At 69.9% G+C, this 14,718-nt stretch carries 14 protein-coding genes; 5 read left to right on the top strand and 9 right to left on the bottom strand.

Going from position 1 to position 14,718, the window contains the following annotated elements; genetic code table 11:
* The first annotated feature begins 23 nt into the window (after positions 1-23).
* The 4 genes from ACWDSJ_RS09755 to ACWDSJ_RS09740 are packed head-to-tail and all read left to right on the top strand — an operon-like array spanning position 24 to position 5,430.
* Complete coding sequence (locus tag ACWDSJ_RS09755; protein ID WP_450030665.1) at positions 24-1,139, top strand: FAD-dependent oxidoreductase; 1,116 nt, start codon at positions 24-26, stop codon at positions 1,137-1,139.
* Positions 1,140-1,159: 20 nt separating this feature from the next.
* The gene (locus ACWDSJ_RS09750; protein WP_450030663.1) at positions 1,160-2,140 is read left to right on the top strand and encodes a cyclase family protein; all 981 of its coding nucleotides are present in this window, start codon (positions 1,160-1,162) and stop codon (positions 2,138-2,140) included.
* 36 nt (positions 2,141-2,176) lie between these two features.
* Positions 2,177-3,349, top strand: a complete 1,173-nt coding sequence (locus ACWDSJ_RS09745) for an alpha/beta hydrolase family protein (protein WP_450030661.1) — start codon at positions 2,177-2,179, stop codon at positions 3,347-3,349.
* A complete protein-coding gene (locus ACWDSJ_RS09740) occupies positions 3,346-5,430 on the top strand; it encodes an acetoacetate--CoA ligase (protein WP_450030660.1) in 2,085 nt (694 codons plus the stop codon). Before ACWDSJ_RS09745 ends, ACWDSJ_RS09740 begins: the two co-directional genes overlap by 4 nt.
* Here ACWDSJ_RS09740 and ACWDSJ_RS09735 read toward each other — a convergent pair.
* The 8 genes from ACWDSJ_RS09735 to ACWDSJ_RS09700 are packed head-to-tail and all read right to left on the bottom strand — an operon-like array spanning position 5,345 to position 13,192.
* Complete coding sequence (locus tag ACWDSJ_RS09735; RefSeq protein WP_450030658.1) at positions 5,345-6,040, bottom strand: class II aldolase/adducin family protein; 696 nt, start codon at positions 6,038-6,040, stop codon at positions 5,345-5,347. The two genes, ACWDSJ_RS09740 and ACWDSJ_RS09735, sit on opposite strands and share 86 nt — an antisense overlap.
* Before the next feature lie 10 nt (positions 6,041-6,050).
* Positions 6,051-6,701, bottom strand: a complete 651-nt coding sequence (locus ACWDSJ_RS09730) for an MBL fold metallo-hydrolase (protein WP_450030656.1) — start codon at positions 6,699-6,701, stop codon at positions 6,051-6,053.
* A 25-nt stretch (positions 6,702-6,726) separates the two neighbouring features.
* Positions 6,727-7,824, bottom strand: coding sequence for an alcohol dehydrogenase catalytic domain-containing protein (locus ACWDSJ_RS09725; protein ID WP_450030654.1), 1,098 nt, complete (start codon positions 7,822-7,824; stop codon positions 6,727-6,729).
* Positions 7,821-8,807 carry a hypothetical protein gene (locus ACWDSJ_RS09720; protein ID WP_450030652.1) on the bottom strand — a complete coding sequence of 329 codons (987 nt, stop codon included), beginning with the start codon at positions 8,805-8,807 and terminating at the stop codon, positions 7,821-7,823. Before ACWDSJ_RS09720 ends, ACWDSJ_RS09725 begins: the two co-directional genes overlap by 4 nt.
* Before the next feature lie 21 nt (positions 8,808-8,828).
* Positions 8,829-9,788, bottom strand: coding sequence for a TAXI family TRAP transporter solute-binding subunit (locus ACWDSJ_RS09715; protein ID WP_450030650.1), 960 nt, complete (start codon positions 9,786-9,788; stop codon positions 8,829-8,831).
* A complete protein-coding gene (locus tag ACWDSJ_RS09710; protein ID WP_450030648.1) occupies positions 9,785-10,615 on the bottom strand; it encodes a fumarylacetoacetate hydrolase family protein in 831 nt (276 codons plus the stop codon). Before ACWDSJ_RS09710 ends, ACWDSJ_RS09715 begins: the two co-directional genes overlap by 4 nt.
* Before the next feature lie 8 nt (positions 10,616-10,623).
* Positions 10,624-11,553 (bottom strand): VOC family protein, encoded by a 930-nt coding sequence (locus ACWDSJ_RS09705; protein WP_450030646.1) that lies wholly within the window; start codon positions 11,551-11,553, stop codon positions 10,624-10,626.
* Positions 11,546-13,192 carry a bifunctional 3-(3-hydroxy-phenyl)propionate/3-hydroxycinnamic acid hydroxylase gene (locus tag ACWDSJ_RS09700; protein WP_450030644.1) on the bottom strand — a complete coding sequence of 549 codons (1,647 nt, stop codon included), beginning with the start codon at positions 13,190-13,192 and terminating at the stop codon, positions 11,546-11,548. The genes ACWDSJ_RS09705 and ACWDSJ_RS09700 overlap by 8 nt, the downstream gene beginning before the upstream one ends.
* Positions 13,193-13,349: 157 nt before the next feature.
* Between ACWDSJ_RS09700 and ACWDSJ_RS09695 the strand changes: the two genes are divergently transcribed.
* Positions 13,350-13,805 (top strand): MarR family winged helix-turn-helix transcriptional regulator, encoded by a 456-nt coding sequence (locus ACWDSJ_RS09695; RefSeq protein WP_450030642.1) that lies wholly within the window; start codon positions 13,350-13,352, stop codon positions 13,803-13,805.
* A 96-nt stretch (positions 13,806-13,901) separates the two neighbouring features.
* Here the strand turns inward: ACWDSJ_RS09695 and ACWDSJ_RS09690 are convergent, their stop codons facing one another.
* Complete coding sequence (locus ACWDSJ_RS09690; protein WP_450030640.1) at positions 13,902-14,687, bottom strand: IclR family transcriptional regulator; 786 nt, start codon at positions 14,685-14,687, stop codon at positions 13,902-13,904.
* Between the last annotated feature and the right edge of the window lie 31 nt (positions 14,688-14,718).

Here is a 14,718-nt window from a genome sequence, read left to right as displayed (position 1 = left end):
TTCCCTTCGCTGAAAGACATGACATGACTGAAGTTCTCATCATCGGCGGCGGCATCAGCGGATTGGCGGCGTCCCTGGTGCTCGCGCGGCAGGGCGCGACCGTCGACCTGGTCGAACGGCAGCCCCGCGTGGCGGCGCTGGGCAGCGGTATCACCCTGATCGGACCGGCATTGCGGGCCTTGGCCGAACTGGGCGTGCTCAACGAATGCCTGGCCCGCGGATACGGAAGCACCGAATTCCGCGTCCGCGCTCCCGACGGCTCCCCGATCGCCGATTCACCGCTGCCGGTGTGCGGGCCCGGACTTCCCGGCCTGCTCGGTATGACGCGCCCGGACCTGCATCGCATCCTCCTCGATCACGCCGTCGCCGCGGGCGCCGACATCCGTACCGGCCTGTCCCCCTTCGCGATTGCCGATCGACCCGACCGCGCGGTGGTCCGCTTCGACGACGGCACCGAACGCGAGTACGACCTGGTGGTGGCCGCGGACGGACTGCGGTCGACGGTTCGCGGATCGATCTTCGGCGAGCTGACACCGACGTTCCGGAATCAGGTGTGCGTGCGCGCGGTCCTGCCCCGGCTCGACGACATCGACCAGGAGGTCCAGTACCACGGAGTGCCGCAGCGGCACGTCGGATTCACCCCGACGGGTCTCGACAGCATGTACCTGTATTGCTGTGCGCCCGTGGGCGATACGACCCGTCCGGCGCCGGAGGAACTGCCGTCGCTGCTGCGCGCGCTGCTGGCGGACTTCGGCGGAACGGTCGCCCGGGCGCGGGAGCTGATCACCGATCCGGCGCAGGTGCACTACGCACCGCTGGAGACGATAGTGGCGCCCGCCCCCTGGTTCTCCGGTCGCACGGTGCTCATCGGGGACGCCGCGCACGCGACGACCCCGCAGCTGGCGGCCGGAGCCGCGATGTGCCTCGAGGACGGGCTGGCGCTCGGCGCGGAACTGGCCGCGGCGCCGACGATACCCGATGCGCTACAAGCGTTTTCGAAGCGCCGCTTCGATCGCTGCCGGTACGTGGTGGAAACGTCGGTGCGGCTCGCCGCCTGGCAGATCCTGCCGCACACCCCCGACGACGAACAACGGCGGCTCACCGGCGAGGCGTTCGAAATCCTCGCGGGCCCGTACTGAACGATCCGGAAGACGAGACCATGACGATATCTCCCGCGGCCGAGCCCGACGACGACATGACCCTGCTCCGCGCCTACATCGACGAATGTTCCAACTGGGGCCGATGGGGACCGGACGACCAGATCGGGGCCCTGAACCTGATCGGGCCCGCGGAGATCCGCCGCGCGGCCGCCGAAGTCGTTCGGGGCGAATCGATCTCGCTGACGCTGCCCTACGACGAGTTCGGACCGCAGACGGGTTCGTTTCGCGCCAATCCGCGACTGTTCACGACCGCGACGGGCGTGGACCACGTCGCGGGAAAGCAGGATCCGCTGCCCGGCGGATTCGGACCGGCACGGGGCTTCGGCTTCGCCGACGACGTGCTGGTGATGCCCACACAATGCGGCACCCAATGGGACGCGCTGTCGCACATCTTCTGGGAGGGCAGGATGTGGAACGGCCGCCCCGCCAGCGATGTCAGCTCGGCCGGATCGGCGACGAACGGGATCGAGAACATGACCGGCCGCATCGTCACCCGCGGCATCCTCGTCGATATGCCCGCGCATCTCGGGGTGGCGGCACTGGAACCCGGGCACGCCATCGAACCCGACGATCTCGACGCCGCCCTGGCCGCGCACGATATCGAGATCGCGCCGGGCGACGCGTTGTTGGTTCGCACCGGATTCATGGCCGCGCGCCGCGGTGAGTGGGGCGACTACGCCGGTGGGCCCGCACCCGGCCTGTCCCTGCACACCGCGCCCTGGCTGCATCGTCACGGCGTCTGCGCCGTCGCGACCGATACCTGGGGAGTGGAGGTGCGGCCCAACGAGATACGGGTGTTCCAACCGCTGCACGTGGTCTCCTTGGTCCACGGCGGACTCGCGTTCGGGGAGATGTTCGACCTGGACGCGCTGGCCGATCACTGCGCCGCCGACGGCCGCTACCGGTTCCTGTTCGTCGCCTCCCCGCTGCCGCTGACCGGCGCGACCGGGGCGCCGGTCAGCGCGCTGGCGCTCAAGTAAGCACGTCCTCGACTCGAAACAGGGTGGTAACGAATCATGTTCGAACCGTTTGTCGGCCGCTATACCTGGAACCTCTCCGTCGGTCTGGCCCTGGCCACCGGAGGATTGATCGGCGAGGTCGACCGCGCCTCGCGTCCGCTGTATCACCGCGACTTCGACAGCGAGGACGACGCCACGCGCGCCTTCTTCGCCGAATGGTGCGCCCTGGCGAACTCTTTGGTCGAACTCGCGGCCGACGACGAGCGGAACGGCCGGTGCCACAGCGCGGGCGAGAAGCATCTGCGCGCGGCGGTCTACTACCTGACGGCCGAACGCATGCAAGCCCGGACCTACGCGCCTCGGCAACGGGCCTATCGCCAGGGGCTGGACAGCTTCGCCAAATACCTCGACTTCACCCGGCAACCGGCCGAGCGCATCGATATCCCGTTCGGGGACACCGCGTTTCCGGCCATCTTCCATCGCGCCGACACCGGCTCGCGGGCGCCGGTGGTGGTCTTCTTCAACGGCCTGGACAGTATGAAGGAACAGTTCTACGGCACCGGAACCGCGCAGGAATTGCGGCGGCGGGGCATCTCCACGCTCATCGTGGACAATCCCGGTTCCGGCGAGGCGCTGCGGCTGCGGGGCCTGACCGCGACCGTCGACACCGAGCGGTGGGCCGCGGCGTGCGTGGACTACCTGGAAACCCGCGACGATGTCGACGCCGGGATGATCGGTCTGCTGGCGTGGTCGCTCGGCGGGTACTACGGGCCGCGAGCCACCGCGTTCGAGCCGCGCATCCGCTTCGGTGTGGCGTGGGGCGCGAACTACGACTGGGGTCAGGTGCAGTTGGACAGGCTGCGCCGCGTCGGCGAGCGGCCGGTACCGCACTATTGGGACCACGTGCGTTGGGTCTGGGGCGCCGCCGATATGGACGAATTCCTCGCGCTCGCACCGCGAATCACGCTGCGCGGTGTGGCGGAGCACATTCGGGTGCCGTTCCTGGTGGTCCACGGCGAACACGATCGGCAGATCTCGCTGCGCTATGCCCACCTGCTCTACGACGATCTGCGCGCGAGCCCCAAACGTCGGCTCGAGGTCTTCACCGATCGCACCGGGGGGGTGGAGCATTGCAGTATCGACAACCTCCCCGTGGTTCGCGACTTCATCTGCGACTGGATCGACGAGACGGTGACCGAACTGCGCGCGGACGGGGCGGCGACCCGATGACCACGCCCTCCGACGCTCCGACGCCCGTGTGGGTCCCCGATCCGGAGCGGGCCCGGCATTCCGCCATCGCCCGACTCGTCCGCCACGCCGCGACGAAACATCGTGCGCCCCTGCGTGATCCGTTGGATTACCGAGCGCTGTGGCGGTGGTCGGTGGATCATCTCGAGGACTTCTGGGAGGCGGTGTGGACCTTCTTCGAGGTGTCCTCGCCGACGCCGTATCGCACGGTCCTGCGGGCCCCGACCATGCCGGAGGCCGTCTGGTTCGACGGGGCATCGGTGAACTACGCCGAACATGTGCTGCGACCGCGCACCGAGGAGACCGAGGAGAACCGGCCCGCGCTGATCTGTCTGCGGGAGGACGGCCACCGCACGGTGATGGGCTGGCCCGAACTACGGCAGCGTGTCGCCGCGCTCGCCGCCACACTGCGCCGCCTGGGCGTGCGCCCCGGGGACCGGGTCGTGGGCTATGTGCAGCCCGGCGCCCCGGCCGTGATCGGGATGCTCGCCGCCACCGCGATCGGCGCGGTCTGGTCGCAGTGCGGACAGGACTACGGTGCCCGCGCGGCCGCCGACCGCCTGGGACAACTGGAACCCGTTGTGCTGCTTGCCGCCGACGGATATCAGTACAACGGTCGACTGTTCGACCGCCGGGGAGAGGTCGCGGCCCTGGATCGCGCGCTGCCCACGCTCCGCGCGACCATCGCGATCGCCCATGTCGGCGTGGGCGAGATCGACTGGGAGACCGAGCGTTCGCGACTGACCTGGACCACCGCCGTCGCCGACCGCGCCGCGCAGCCGCAATTCGAACAGGTCCCCTTCGACCACCCGCTGTGGGTGCTGTTCACCTCCGGCACCACCGGGCGTCCGAAGGGAATCGTGCACGCGCACGGCGGCGTCGTCCTGGCCCACCTGTCCTATCTGGGGCTGCATCTCGACCTCGGCCCCGGCGACCGGTTCCTCTGGTACACCACGACCAATTGGATGATGTGGAACATCGTGGTGTCGGCCCTGCTGACCGGCGCGACGACGGTCGTCTACGACGGTGCCGCCACCTGTCCGGACACCGCGCGCCTGTGGGACATCGTGGCGGCCGAGGGCGTGCACGTCTTCGGCACCAGCCCCGCGTATCTGCGGAAATGCGAGCAGGACGGCATCATTCCCCGGCGCGGCCGCGATCTGTCCCGGCTGCGCGGTCTCGGCGTCACCGGCTCCCCGGTCGCACCGGTCAGCTACTTCTGGGTGAGCGAGAACGTCGGGTCCGAGGTCCAGCTCATCTCCAGTTCCGGCGGCACCGATGTGGTGAGCGGTTTCGCCGCCGCCGCGCCCACCACCCCCGTCTGGCCGGGGGAGCTCAGCGGCGTCTGCCTCGGTGTCGACCTCCAGGCGTGGGATCGAGCCGGGAAGCCGGTGATCGGCGCGCCCGGAGAGCTCGTGGTGACGAGGCCGTATCCCTCGATGCCGGTGGCATTCTGGCACGACCCGGACGGAACCCGTTTGCGCGCAACGTATTACGAGACCTATCCCGGCGTGTGGCGGCACGGTGATCGCGTGACCGTCACGGACCGGGGGTCGGTCGTCGTGCACGGCCGATCCGATGCCACCCTCAATCGGCGCGGGGTGCGCCTCGGCAGCGCCGAGATCTACGATGCCGTGGAGGCGCTGCCCGAGATCGCCGAAGCGCTGGTGGTCGGCGTCGAGCAGGCGGACGGCGGCTACTGGATGCCGCTGTTCGTGCGGCTGCGGGATGCGGCCGCGATGTCGCCCGAGCTGGACGACCGGATCCGCCGGGCGATCCGCGTGCACGCGTCGCCGCGCCATGTGCCCGACGACATCATCGTCGTCGACGCCGTCCCGCATACCCGCACCGGCAAGAAGCTCGAGGTGCCCGTCAAGAACATCCTGCTCGGGATGGACCCGGCCGAGGCCGTCAGCCTGGACGCCGTCGACGATCCCGCCGCGCTGGACCTGTTCGTCGCACTGGCCGCGCGTCCCCTCACCTCCCCTGATCGGCGCTCCGGCGGACCAGATACTGCCAGCCCGCGTCGAGTTGGGTCGGGTTCCAGACCTGATCCTGTTTGAATCGGGTCTCGGGTTCGTCGGACCAGATGCTCGGGCCGCCCGCGGCGGCGGCGAGAAGTTGTGTGCGGCAGGCTCTTTCGAGGAGTACCGCGTACATGACGGCGGTGCCGATATCGGGGCCGGCGGTCACGGCGCCGTGGTTGGGGATGAGGACGGCGTGGGCGTCGCCGAGCCGGTGGGCCAGGGACCGGCCCAGTTCGGGGGTGGCGACGAGGGCGCCGGTCTCGGTGAATCGCGGGAGTTGGGGGTGGGTGAACGGGACCGCGTCGTGGGAGATCGGGAGCAGGTCGCGGTCCAGGCTCGCGAAGGCCGCCAGGGCGGGGGCGTGGGTGTGGACGACGGCGCCGACATCGTCGCGGCGGGCCATGATCTCGGTGTGGATCGGGTATTCGAGGTGTCGTCTGCCGGTGCCGTCCAGGACCGCACCGGCCGGGGAGACGAGCACGACGGTATCCGCCTCGACCTCCTCGAATCCCCAGCCGGACGCCTTCATCCACACGCCGCGGCCGTCGGGGTCGCGCACCGAGGCGTGGCCCCAGACCATGTCGCCGAGACCGGCCGCGGCCAGCGCACGACTGGCCCGCACCACCGATCGCCGGAGGGAATCCATGCGCGTCCTCTCAGAGTTCGTGCGGCACAGCGTGTTCGAGCACCTCGACCGTGGTGCCCGCCGGGGCCAGGGTGCGCAGCAGGTGGTGGTGCATCCCCTGGTGCACGGCGGCCAGACCGGCCTGGTGGATCGGCACGGCGACGCGGGGCGCGACCGTGCGCAGGTAGTCGATGCCCTCCCCGACCTTCATCCACGGACCGCCCGCCGGAACCAGCAGGACATCGGGCCGCACCGGCGGCACGTCGAAGGCGTCGCCGGGGTGGAAGACCTGCTCGCCCAGCAGGTATCCGTTGTTGTCGGAGGCGGGGAGGTCGGGGTGGATGCAGGCGTGGGCGCCGCCGGTGACCCGGATCCCGACCCCGCCGATCGTCGTGTCGGCGCCGGGGCGGACCAGCCGGGCCCGGTCGCCGAACTCCCGCAACGGCTCCGCCGCGCCGGGACCGTGGACGACGGGCGCGTCCGGATTGGCGGCGAGCAGCTGCCGGAGCCGGTCGACGTCGAGATGGTCGGGATGCGCGTGGGTGATCAGCACCGCGTCCAGGTCGCGCAGCTCCTCGAAATCGCCGGAGTACGTGCCGGGGTCGAGCAGGAGCCGGACGTCCTTGTCGGCGCCGGGCAGTTCGGCCAGCACGCAGGCGTGGCCGAAATGGGTGAGTCGCATTGCCGATTCCTTCCAGGGTGCCGGATCAGGGGTTGACGACGGTCATCCACATGGGCCGGTCGCGCTGTTGCATCGCGTGCACGGCCGCCACGGTGTCGGCGAGCGGAAACCGTTGGGTGACAAGCTCATCGGCCTGGAGCGCGCCGGTGCCCAGCAGGGTGAGCACATCCTTCGCGTCGTTGCGGGTGCAGGCCCGGGTGCCGATCAGACGCCAGCAGTTCACCATCATGGTGGCGGCCGAAATCCCCAGGGGCGCATAGTTTCCGCCCATGTGCGCGAGGGTGCCACCGGTCGCCAGCGCGCCCATCGCCTGGGCGGTCGTCGGTCCGGTCGGCAGGTAGTCGATGACCGCGTCGGCGCCCTCCGGGACCAACTCGCGCAGCCGACGGGTGAGACCGTCGCCGGATTCCCAGTCGGCGGGGAGTTCCTCGAGCGCGACGGTCTCGACGGGGAGATCGCCCGCGAGCGGGACGACGCCCGCGAGGCGCTCGGCGCTGCGCCCGACCAGGATGAGCCGGGACGCGCCGAAGTGCTCGGCCAGCTTGATGGTCGCGGTGCCCATGGTGCCGGTCGCGGCGGTCACGATCAGGGTCGCGCCGATCCCCAGCTCGACCAGTTTGAGGATCCGCACCGCGTTGGCGAGGTCGTGGACCTTGGCCGCGATGTCGAAGCCGACGGTGTCGGGCAGGGTGTCGACGAGCCAGTGCGGCACCCGCACGTATTCGGCGAGGCCGCCGTCGTGATACCGCTCGTACAACGGCAGCGGCGCCTTGCTGAACGCGGCGTGGCCGATCATGGCCTGCTGGGCGCACATCATGTCGCGATCGCTGCGGCAGTGAACACAGTTGCGGCAGTTCAGGTTCGGGTGCACGCGCACCCGGTCGCCGACGGCGACGCCGGTGACATTGGGACCGACCTCGACGACGGTTCCGGCGGCCTCGTGGCCCAGGGTGGTGGGGAGGTGTTTGAACGCGCCCTGCGCCAGCAGCGTCATCATGCCCGGGGCCAGCCCCGCCGAGGCCACCCGCACCAGCACCTCGTCCGGCCCGGACTCGGGAACCGGGATCTGTTCCATCACAAGCGATTTCGCGGCGCTGTGGGCGCGGGCGGCGAGCATGGTCATCGGGCGTCTCCTACGGTGAGGTCGGCCAGCAGGCCGGGAGAGTACGGGTCGGCGGTGCGGGTGGTCTCCGCGATCCGCGGCAGCTCCCGGTGCGAGAGCAGGCTGATGTGGGTGGCCGGTTCGTCGACGACACCGGCGTGGGCGACGCCCAGGGGGATGCGCACGAAATCGCCGGGCCGCAGGGTGACGAGGCCGCGCTGGGTGAGCAGGGTGCGGGTGCCGTTGATCTGGTATTGGATCTCGTCGGCGTCGAGCGTGCGCCGATAGCGGCGCGGCCCGGGGACCACGGTGGTGGTGCCGAGCCGCAGCTCGTCGGTGCCGTACAGCGGTGTGTCCCCGGCGGTTCCGGCGGCGAGCACGGTCATCCGTTCGGCCTCGGCGTGAATCCTGTTCAACAGCAACGTCTCGTCGGCGGGGAACACCGCGATGTCGTGGCCCGGGGTGCCCATGCACTGGGTCACCGCCTCGTTGACCGCACCGGGTTGCCAGCCGGGGAACGGCGGCATCGTCGGCTGCGAGGTGCGGATCGGAGCGGACAGCTCGGCCACGGGGGCGGGCATGTAGAACAGCAGATGGCTCTCCCCGCGGCCGTAGTTGTCGTGCGCCACGCCGCGGGGGATGCGGGAGAACTCCCCGGCCCGGTGCTCGATGACGCCCAGTTCGGTCATGAGCGTGCGTTCCCCGGCGATCTGATAGGAGATCTCGTCCACATCGCAGTTGCGGTGGTAGAACGGCTGCCGATTGTCCATGGTCTGCCACTCGACGCGGATCCGGTCGTTCTCGTACACCCCGCGCGGCGGCGCGAACGGCTGGGCCCGGTACTGCTGCGAATAGTGCACCACCTCGAGCGGCGGATGGTCGTGCCACAGTTTGATCGGCAGGTCGCTGGGGTGCGGCGGCGCGAGCAGCAGGTGCTCGTCGCGCTCGACGCTGCGCAGCGGGGTGTCCGATGCGAGGACCATGATGTCTTCGATGACGGTCACGGCGGACTCCTTGTCGTTTCGTCAGTCGGCCGGCAGCGCGGCGTAGTAGGCGGCGGCGCCCGGATGCAGCGGAATCGGTGCGCGCCCCATGGTCTTCGGGTCCAGCGGATAGGTGATCGGGCTGCGCTCGGGCGGGATGTGGGCGTACTGGGCCTCGATCAGATGCCGGGTCTCCCCCAGGACCCAGGCGACCGCGTAGGCGACGTCATCGGACAGGTCACTGCGGGTGAGCACCAGGAAATCGGAGAAGTCCAGGGTCCGGAAGCCATCGGCGCCCGGGAAGAAGCCCTCGGCGACGGTGGCGGCGGGCCAGCCGAAATCGGTTTCCAGCCCGGCCAAGACCTCCGGTTCCACCGGCAGGAACCGGTAGTCGCCGCCGAACCGCTGCCAGTGCGGGAGCATCACGGCCTCGTGGACCACCGCGTTCGCCCGCCCGGCCAGTACGTGGTCGAAGGTTTCGAACGGCCGCTCGTCCTCGAGAAGGGTTCCGCCCCAACCGATCACGTCCACCCCGGACCGGGTGAGCAACTCGTGCGCCGCCAGCCCGACCCCGTTCACCCCGTCGTTCACCGACGTCGCGAGGGTCAATCGTGGCTTCAGATCCCGTAATTCGGCGAAACTGCTCACCCCCACGTCGCGGTGGATCGCGCAGACCAGCCGATCGCGCTGGGGAACCACGGCCAGCGCCCGCAACTGCGGGTAGGGCTCGTCGGCGAAAATGCCGCGCCCGTCGAGGGCGGCGGCGCTGAACGCCGCGGGCGTGGTCAGCGCGATGTCGACCTCGCCGCGGCCGACGGCGCGGACATTGTCGGAGAAGCCGCGCCCGTTCCAGATCGCGACCCGGGTGTGCGGTCCGGCGCGGTCGGTGAGCTCCTGGCAGATCCATCCGCAGACGCGGTGCAGGTTGACCATGCCCCAGTCGCCCTTGAGGTGCAGCGTCAGGGAGCGGTCGATATGCGGTTCGGTGGGACGCTCGCTCATGCCGTTGCCTCCTCGGTCCCGCGAATTCGATTGCGGATCGCGCCGATTCCGTCCACCTCGACGACGACCTCGTCCCCGTCGCGGAGCAAGCGCTGCGGGTCACGTCGATAACCGACCCCACCGGGGGTGCCGGTCAGGATCACATCGCCCGGCGACAGGGTGGTGAACGTCGAGATCGTCGCGATCAGGGTGGGAATCGAGAAGATGAGCATCGACAGGTCCGATTCCTGCACCTTCTCCCCGTTCAGCAGGGTGCGGATGCCGCCCGGCTCGGCGTCGCCGGGCGGAATCAGGTACGGGCCCAGTGGCGTACTGGCGTCCCATGCCTTGCCCTGCATCCATTGATGGGTCTTGTACTGGAAGTCGCGCATCGTGACGTCGTTGGCGACGGCGTAGCCCAGAATGTGGTGTGCCGCATCGGTTTCGGCGATCCGCCGCCCGGGACGGCCGATGATCACGGCCAGTTCGCCCTCGTAGTCGACCGCCGCCGATTCGGGCGGCAGGACGATGTCGTCGTGCGCGCCGAGCAGGCTGTCGGCGTATTTCGGGAACAGCACCGGATAGGTCGGCAGGTCGCGCTTGGTCTCGGTGACGTGGTCGCGGTAGTTGAGCCCGACACAGAAGATCTTCGCCGGGCGCGGCACCACCGGCAGCAACCGGACCCGCTCCACCGGCACGGCCGCGGACTCGTCCCGCGCCGCGGCGGCCAGCACCTCCGGGGTGGTCCGGGATCCCAGCTCGGTGATGCCTTGCAGCGGAACCACAGTCGAGCCGTCCAGTACACCGGCGTGTCGTTCGCCCGCGTACTCGTAGGTCGCGTAAGCCATGAGGTCGTTCACTTTCCTTCGCTGGTGTGCCGCCAGGTGGGGAGCTGGCCGCCCCAGAGGTTGACGCTGTTGGGGATCGGCTGCCACCGCCGCGGGACGTAGGTGACCCGGTCGTCGTGGAACTTCTCCATCTCCGCCGACAACTCGATGTGGTTACCGGCCGGATCGTCGAAGAACACGAACAGGTTGTTGCCGGGACCGTGCCGTCCGGGACCCCAGGTGACGTCGACGCCCTCGTCGGTGAGCCGGTCGCACCACGCCTTGAAGTCCGCCCACTCCGACAGGTCGTAGGAGTAGTGGTCGATATCGCCGCCGCGGCCGACGTTCACCACCGCCAAGGTGTGGTGATCGCGGTCGCTGCGCAGCCACGCGAACCGGCCGTCGGCGAGCTGGTCGGAGATCCGGAATCCCACGACATCGACGAAGAAGTCGGTCATCTTCTCGACATCGTCGGTGCCCAGGGTGATGTGCTGGTACTTGATCGGGCGGCGGCCGGGGTCGGCGGCGGACTCACCCTGACGCCACACGGCGGTGTGGAATCGTACCTCGGTGCCGTGCGGATCGGCGACCGAAATGCCTTGCGGCGCACCGACCGCCGCGTCGATATGAGCGGGGTCGAGCTCGGAGACGGTGTGCCCGGCCGCGGCCAGCCGTTCGGCGATGCCCTCGACACCGTCGGCGTCGCGGACCTCGAAACCGTAGTGCCGCAATCCCTTCTCGCCCGGAAGCAGGTCCAGCACGTGGTGTCCCGCGCCCCAGCCCAGGCGCAGGCCGCCGCCGGGCAGCTCGTCGTGCACCACCAGGCCGAGCACCCGACCGTAGAACCGCGCGGCGGCGGCCGGGTCCGGCATCGAGAAACCGATGTGCGACACCGCGGTTCGAGTGAGCGTTCCGGCGGCGTCGCGCTCCTGTAGCACGACGCGCTGTGGCTTATCCATGAACGTGCGCCCTTTCTTCTGATGACGGGAGGGGGAGGGCCCGCTCGGCGCTCGGGGTCGCCGGACGCGGGAGCCAGGACCGGATGTGGTCGACCACGCGGGCCGTATGCTCCGGCCGCCACCCCGCGGCCACGAAACGATCGGGCCGCAGCAGCACGAATCGGCCTGTGTAGGGGGCGAATTCGCGGACCAGGCCACCGTCGACGTCGATCAGGACGCGGCGGGCCGTGCGGGGAAGCCGCTCGCCGGTGACCACCAGCGCCTCGGTGGCCGCCAGCGGCTCGGTGAGCGAATCCACGGCGGCCCAGTCGGATTCGTCGACGTCGACGCCGAGCAGCGCCCAGCCGTTGCCGAGGATCGCGTCCAGGCGGCGGACGGCGTGGTCGGCGGTGTCGAAGGCCAGCGGCTGTCCGATCGGCACGCCCACCGCGTCGTCGCCGGGGACGACCAGCCCGCCGTCGTAGTGCTGGGTCGGCCGGTACCGCATCTCCTCCAGATAGGCGCGTCCGTGCGCGGTGGCCAGTGCGGCCCGGGCGAATTCGTCGCGCCGGGCGGCCACATGCGGCGAGGTGGTCATCACGACCCGGCCCAGGCGCTCCGACATCCGCACGGTCGCGACGGCGTGCGGCGCGCGCTCGAGCTGGTAGCTGGTGAGCACGGCCGGATCCAGGCGCCCGGCCAGGACGTCGGCGATCTTCCAGGTGAGGTTGGCCGCGTCGCGAATGCCGGAGTTGAGGCCCTGACCGGCGAACGGGGGCATCATGTGCGCGGCGTCGCCGAGCAGGAACGAGCGCCCGATCATCCAGTCGTCGGCCACCACCGCGTTGAACCGGTAGTTGACCGCCCGCTCGATCTGCTCGGGGGTGATCTCGCGATACCGCGACACCAGCCGCCGGATCAGATCGAACGCCGGGGGTTCACCGGCCGCGCCCTCCCCCGGGAAGAGCCGGAACTCGTAGCGGCAGCGGCCGTTCAGGCCGGGCACCACGACATGCGGGCGGTCCGGGTCGGCGTGATGCATGGCGAAGCGTTCGGTGTGGTGATCGTCGAGGGTGTCCACCACCAGCCACACGTCGGCGTGGCTGCGACCGCTCATCTCCACCCCTTGCGACAGGCGGGTCGCCGAGCGCCCGCCGTCGCAGCCCAGGACGTAGGCGGCCTCGACGCTCCCCTCGACTCCCCCGCGCGTCACGCGCACCCGCACCCGATCCGGATGCTGTTCGAAGCCGAGGACCTCGGTGCCGAAACACAGTTCCACCGTGGGCATTTCGGCCAGCGTGCCCGCCAGGGCGCGTTCCAGATCGGGCTGGGCGAACGGATTCTTGAACGGGAATCCGAGCCGGAACGGATGTGGCCCCCGCGCGTGGAACAGCGGCTCGCCGTGGCGGTCGTAGTACCGAGTTCCGGTGCCGGGCACCACGATCGGCAGAATCGCGTCGACGATGCCCGCCTGCTGATACACCCGCAGCGACTCGTCGTCGATGCTGATCGCCTTCGGCTCGTCGCTGGTGGACTCGTTCCGCTCCAACACCACGACATCGACGCCCCGCGCGGCCAGCAGCGCGGCCGCCGTGAGACCCACCGGCCCCGCACCACACACAGCGACATCGAAGATGTTCCGCGACCGCGTCGTCGTCATTGACCCATCTCTCCGATCTCCTCGCTCGATGCCCGTCACACTATGCGCGTGTCCTGAATGACGAAAGCGATGTCCTGCAGAGCAGGAATACGAGGAGCGGAGACCTCGGAAGCCGGGCGATTGCCGGATAGGTCTAGACCTAGAGCTAACATGCGGTATGCCCTCCACCTCCGACGACGACCTGCCCGCGGCGGTGGCTCGCGCGACCTGGACGCTGCATCGCGCCCTGCGAGCCCGGCAGGGCTCGCCCACCGGCCAGGTCGCCCGTCCCCCCGCCCAGGTCGAGGTGCTGCGGCTGGTGGACGCCGAACCGGGGATCAGCGTCCGCGACCTCGCCGACAAGCTGCACATGCACGCGAACAACGTCAGCACGCTGGTCACCGGGCTCGTCCGGGACGGATTCCTCGAGCGTCGCCGACACCCCCACGACGCCCGGCAGGTGCAGTTGTTCCCGACCGACCAGATGCGGGCCGCCAGCCTGGAACTGTCGACGCGGGTGAACTCCGGACTCGCGGCCGCGCTCGGACAACTCGACTCCCCGGCCCGGGCCCGCATCGCCGCGGCCCTGCCCGACCTGCACGAACTGGCGCGGCTACTCGGTCCCGAGGGGTAGCTTCCGGTCGCACACAGGAGAACGTGCCGCACGAAATACATCTACCACAATAGCTATATCGGTAGAGTATTTTTGGTGATGTTCGTACCGGTCCCGTCAGGCGCTGCGCAGCTCCAGCTGCCGGGAGATCGCGGCAGCGGCGTCGCGGACCGCGGTCTCGACCGCGGGCAACTCCGCGTAGGGAATCCGCACGGCCAGCGCGGCGATGCTGATCGCGGCGCAGACCGCACCCGTGGCGTCCCGAATCGGCGCGGCGACACCGAGGATGTGGTCGTCGAGCTCCCCTTGGGACACGGCCACACCGCGCTTGCGGATGTGCGCCAGCCGCGCCCGCAACGCCTCGGGATCGACGAGCGTCTTGGCGGTGAACCGTTCCAGCGGCGCCTGTCCGAGCACCCGCATCACCTCGGCCGGATCCGCCCAGGCCAACAGGACCTCCGCCGCCGCACCGGCATTGATGGGCAGCACATGCCCCCGTTCGTAGGTCAACCGCACCACATGGGGCGCCTCCACCAGGTCCAGGCACACCACCGAGCGGCCCGACCGGCGGGTGAGCAGGACCGTCTCGCCCACCGTGGCGACCAGCGAGCGCATCACCGGCAGGGCCACCTCCGACAAGCCGATACCGGCCCGGGCCAGCCGGGCGAGCTCGAATATCCGGGGGCCGAGGCGGAAACCGCCCGAGGTCTCCTCGATGAACCCGTTGCCCACGAGGCTCTGCAGATAGCGATAGCCGGTCGAGCGCGCGACCCCCAGCTCCGCCGCGATCTCTCCGGCAGTCCACACCGGCTTGCCCACCGAGAACAGCAGCAGGATGTCCAACGCCCGGTCGGCCGTGGAATTGCGTTCCCGGTACGCGCTCGCCGCGCTTTCGTGTGCCATCGCGTCACTCTCCTGGAGCCGGTCGAAGTCC

Source organism: Nocardia sp. NPDC003482 (assembly GCF_053588115.1).
The sequence above is the reverse complement of the archived record's forward strand: the minus strand, read 5'-3'. Positions and strand labels throughout refer to the sequence as shown.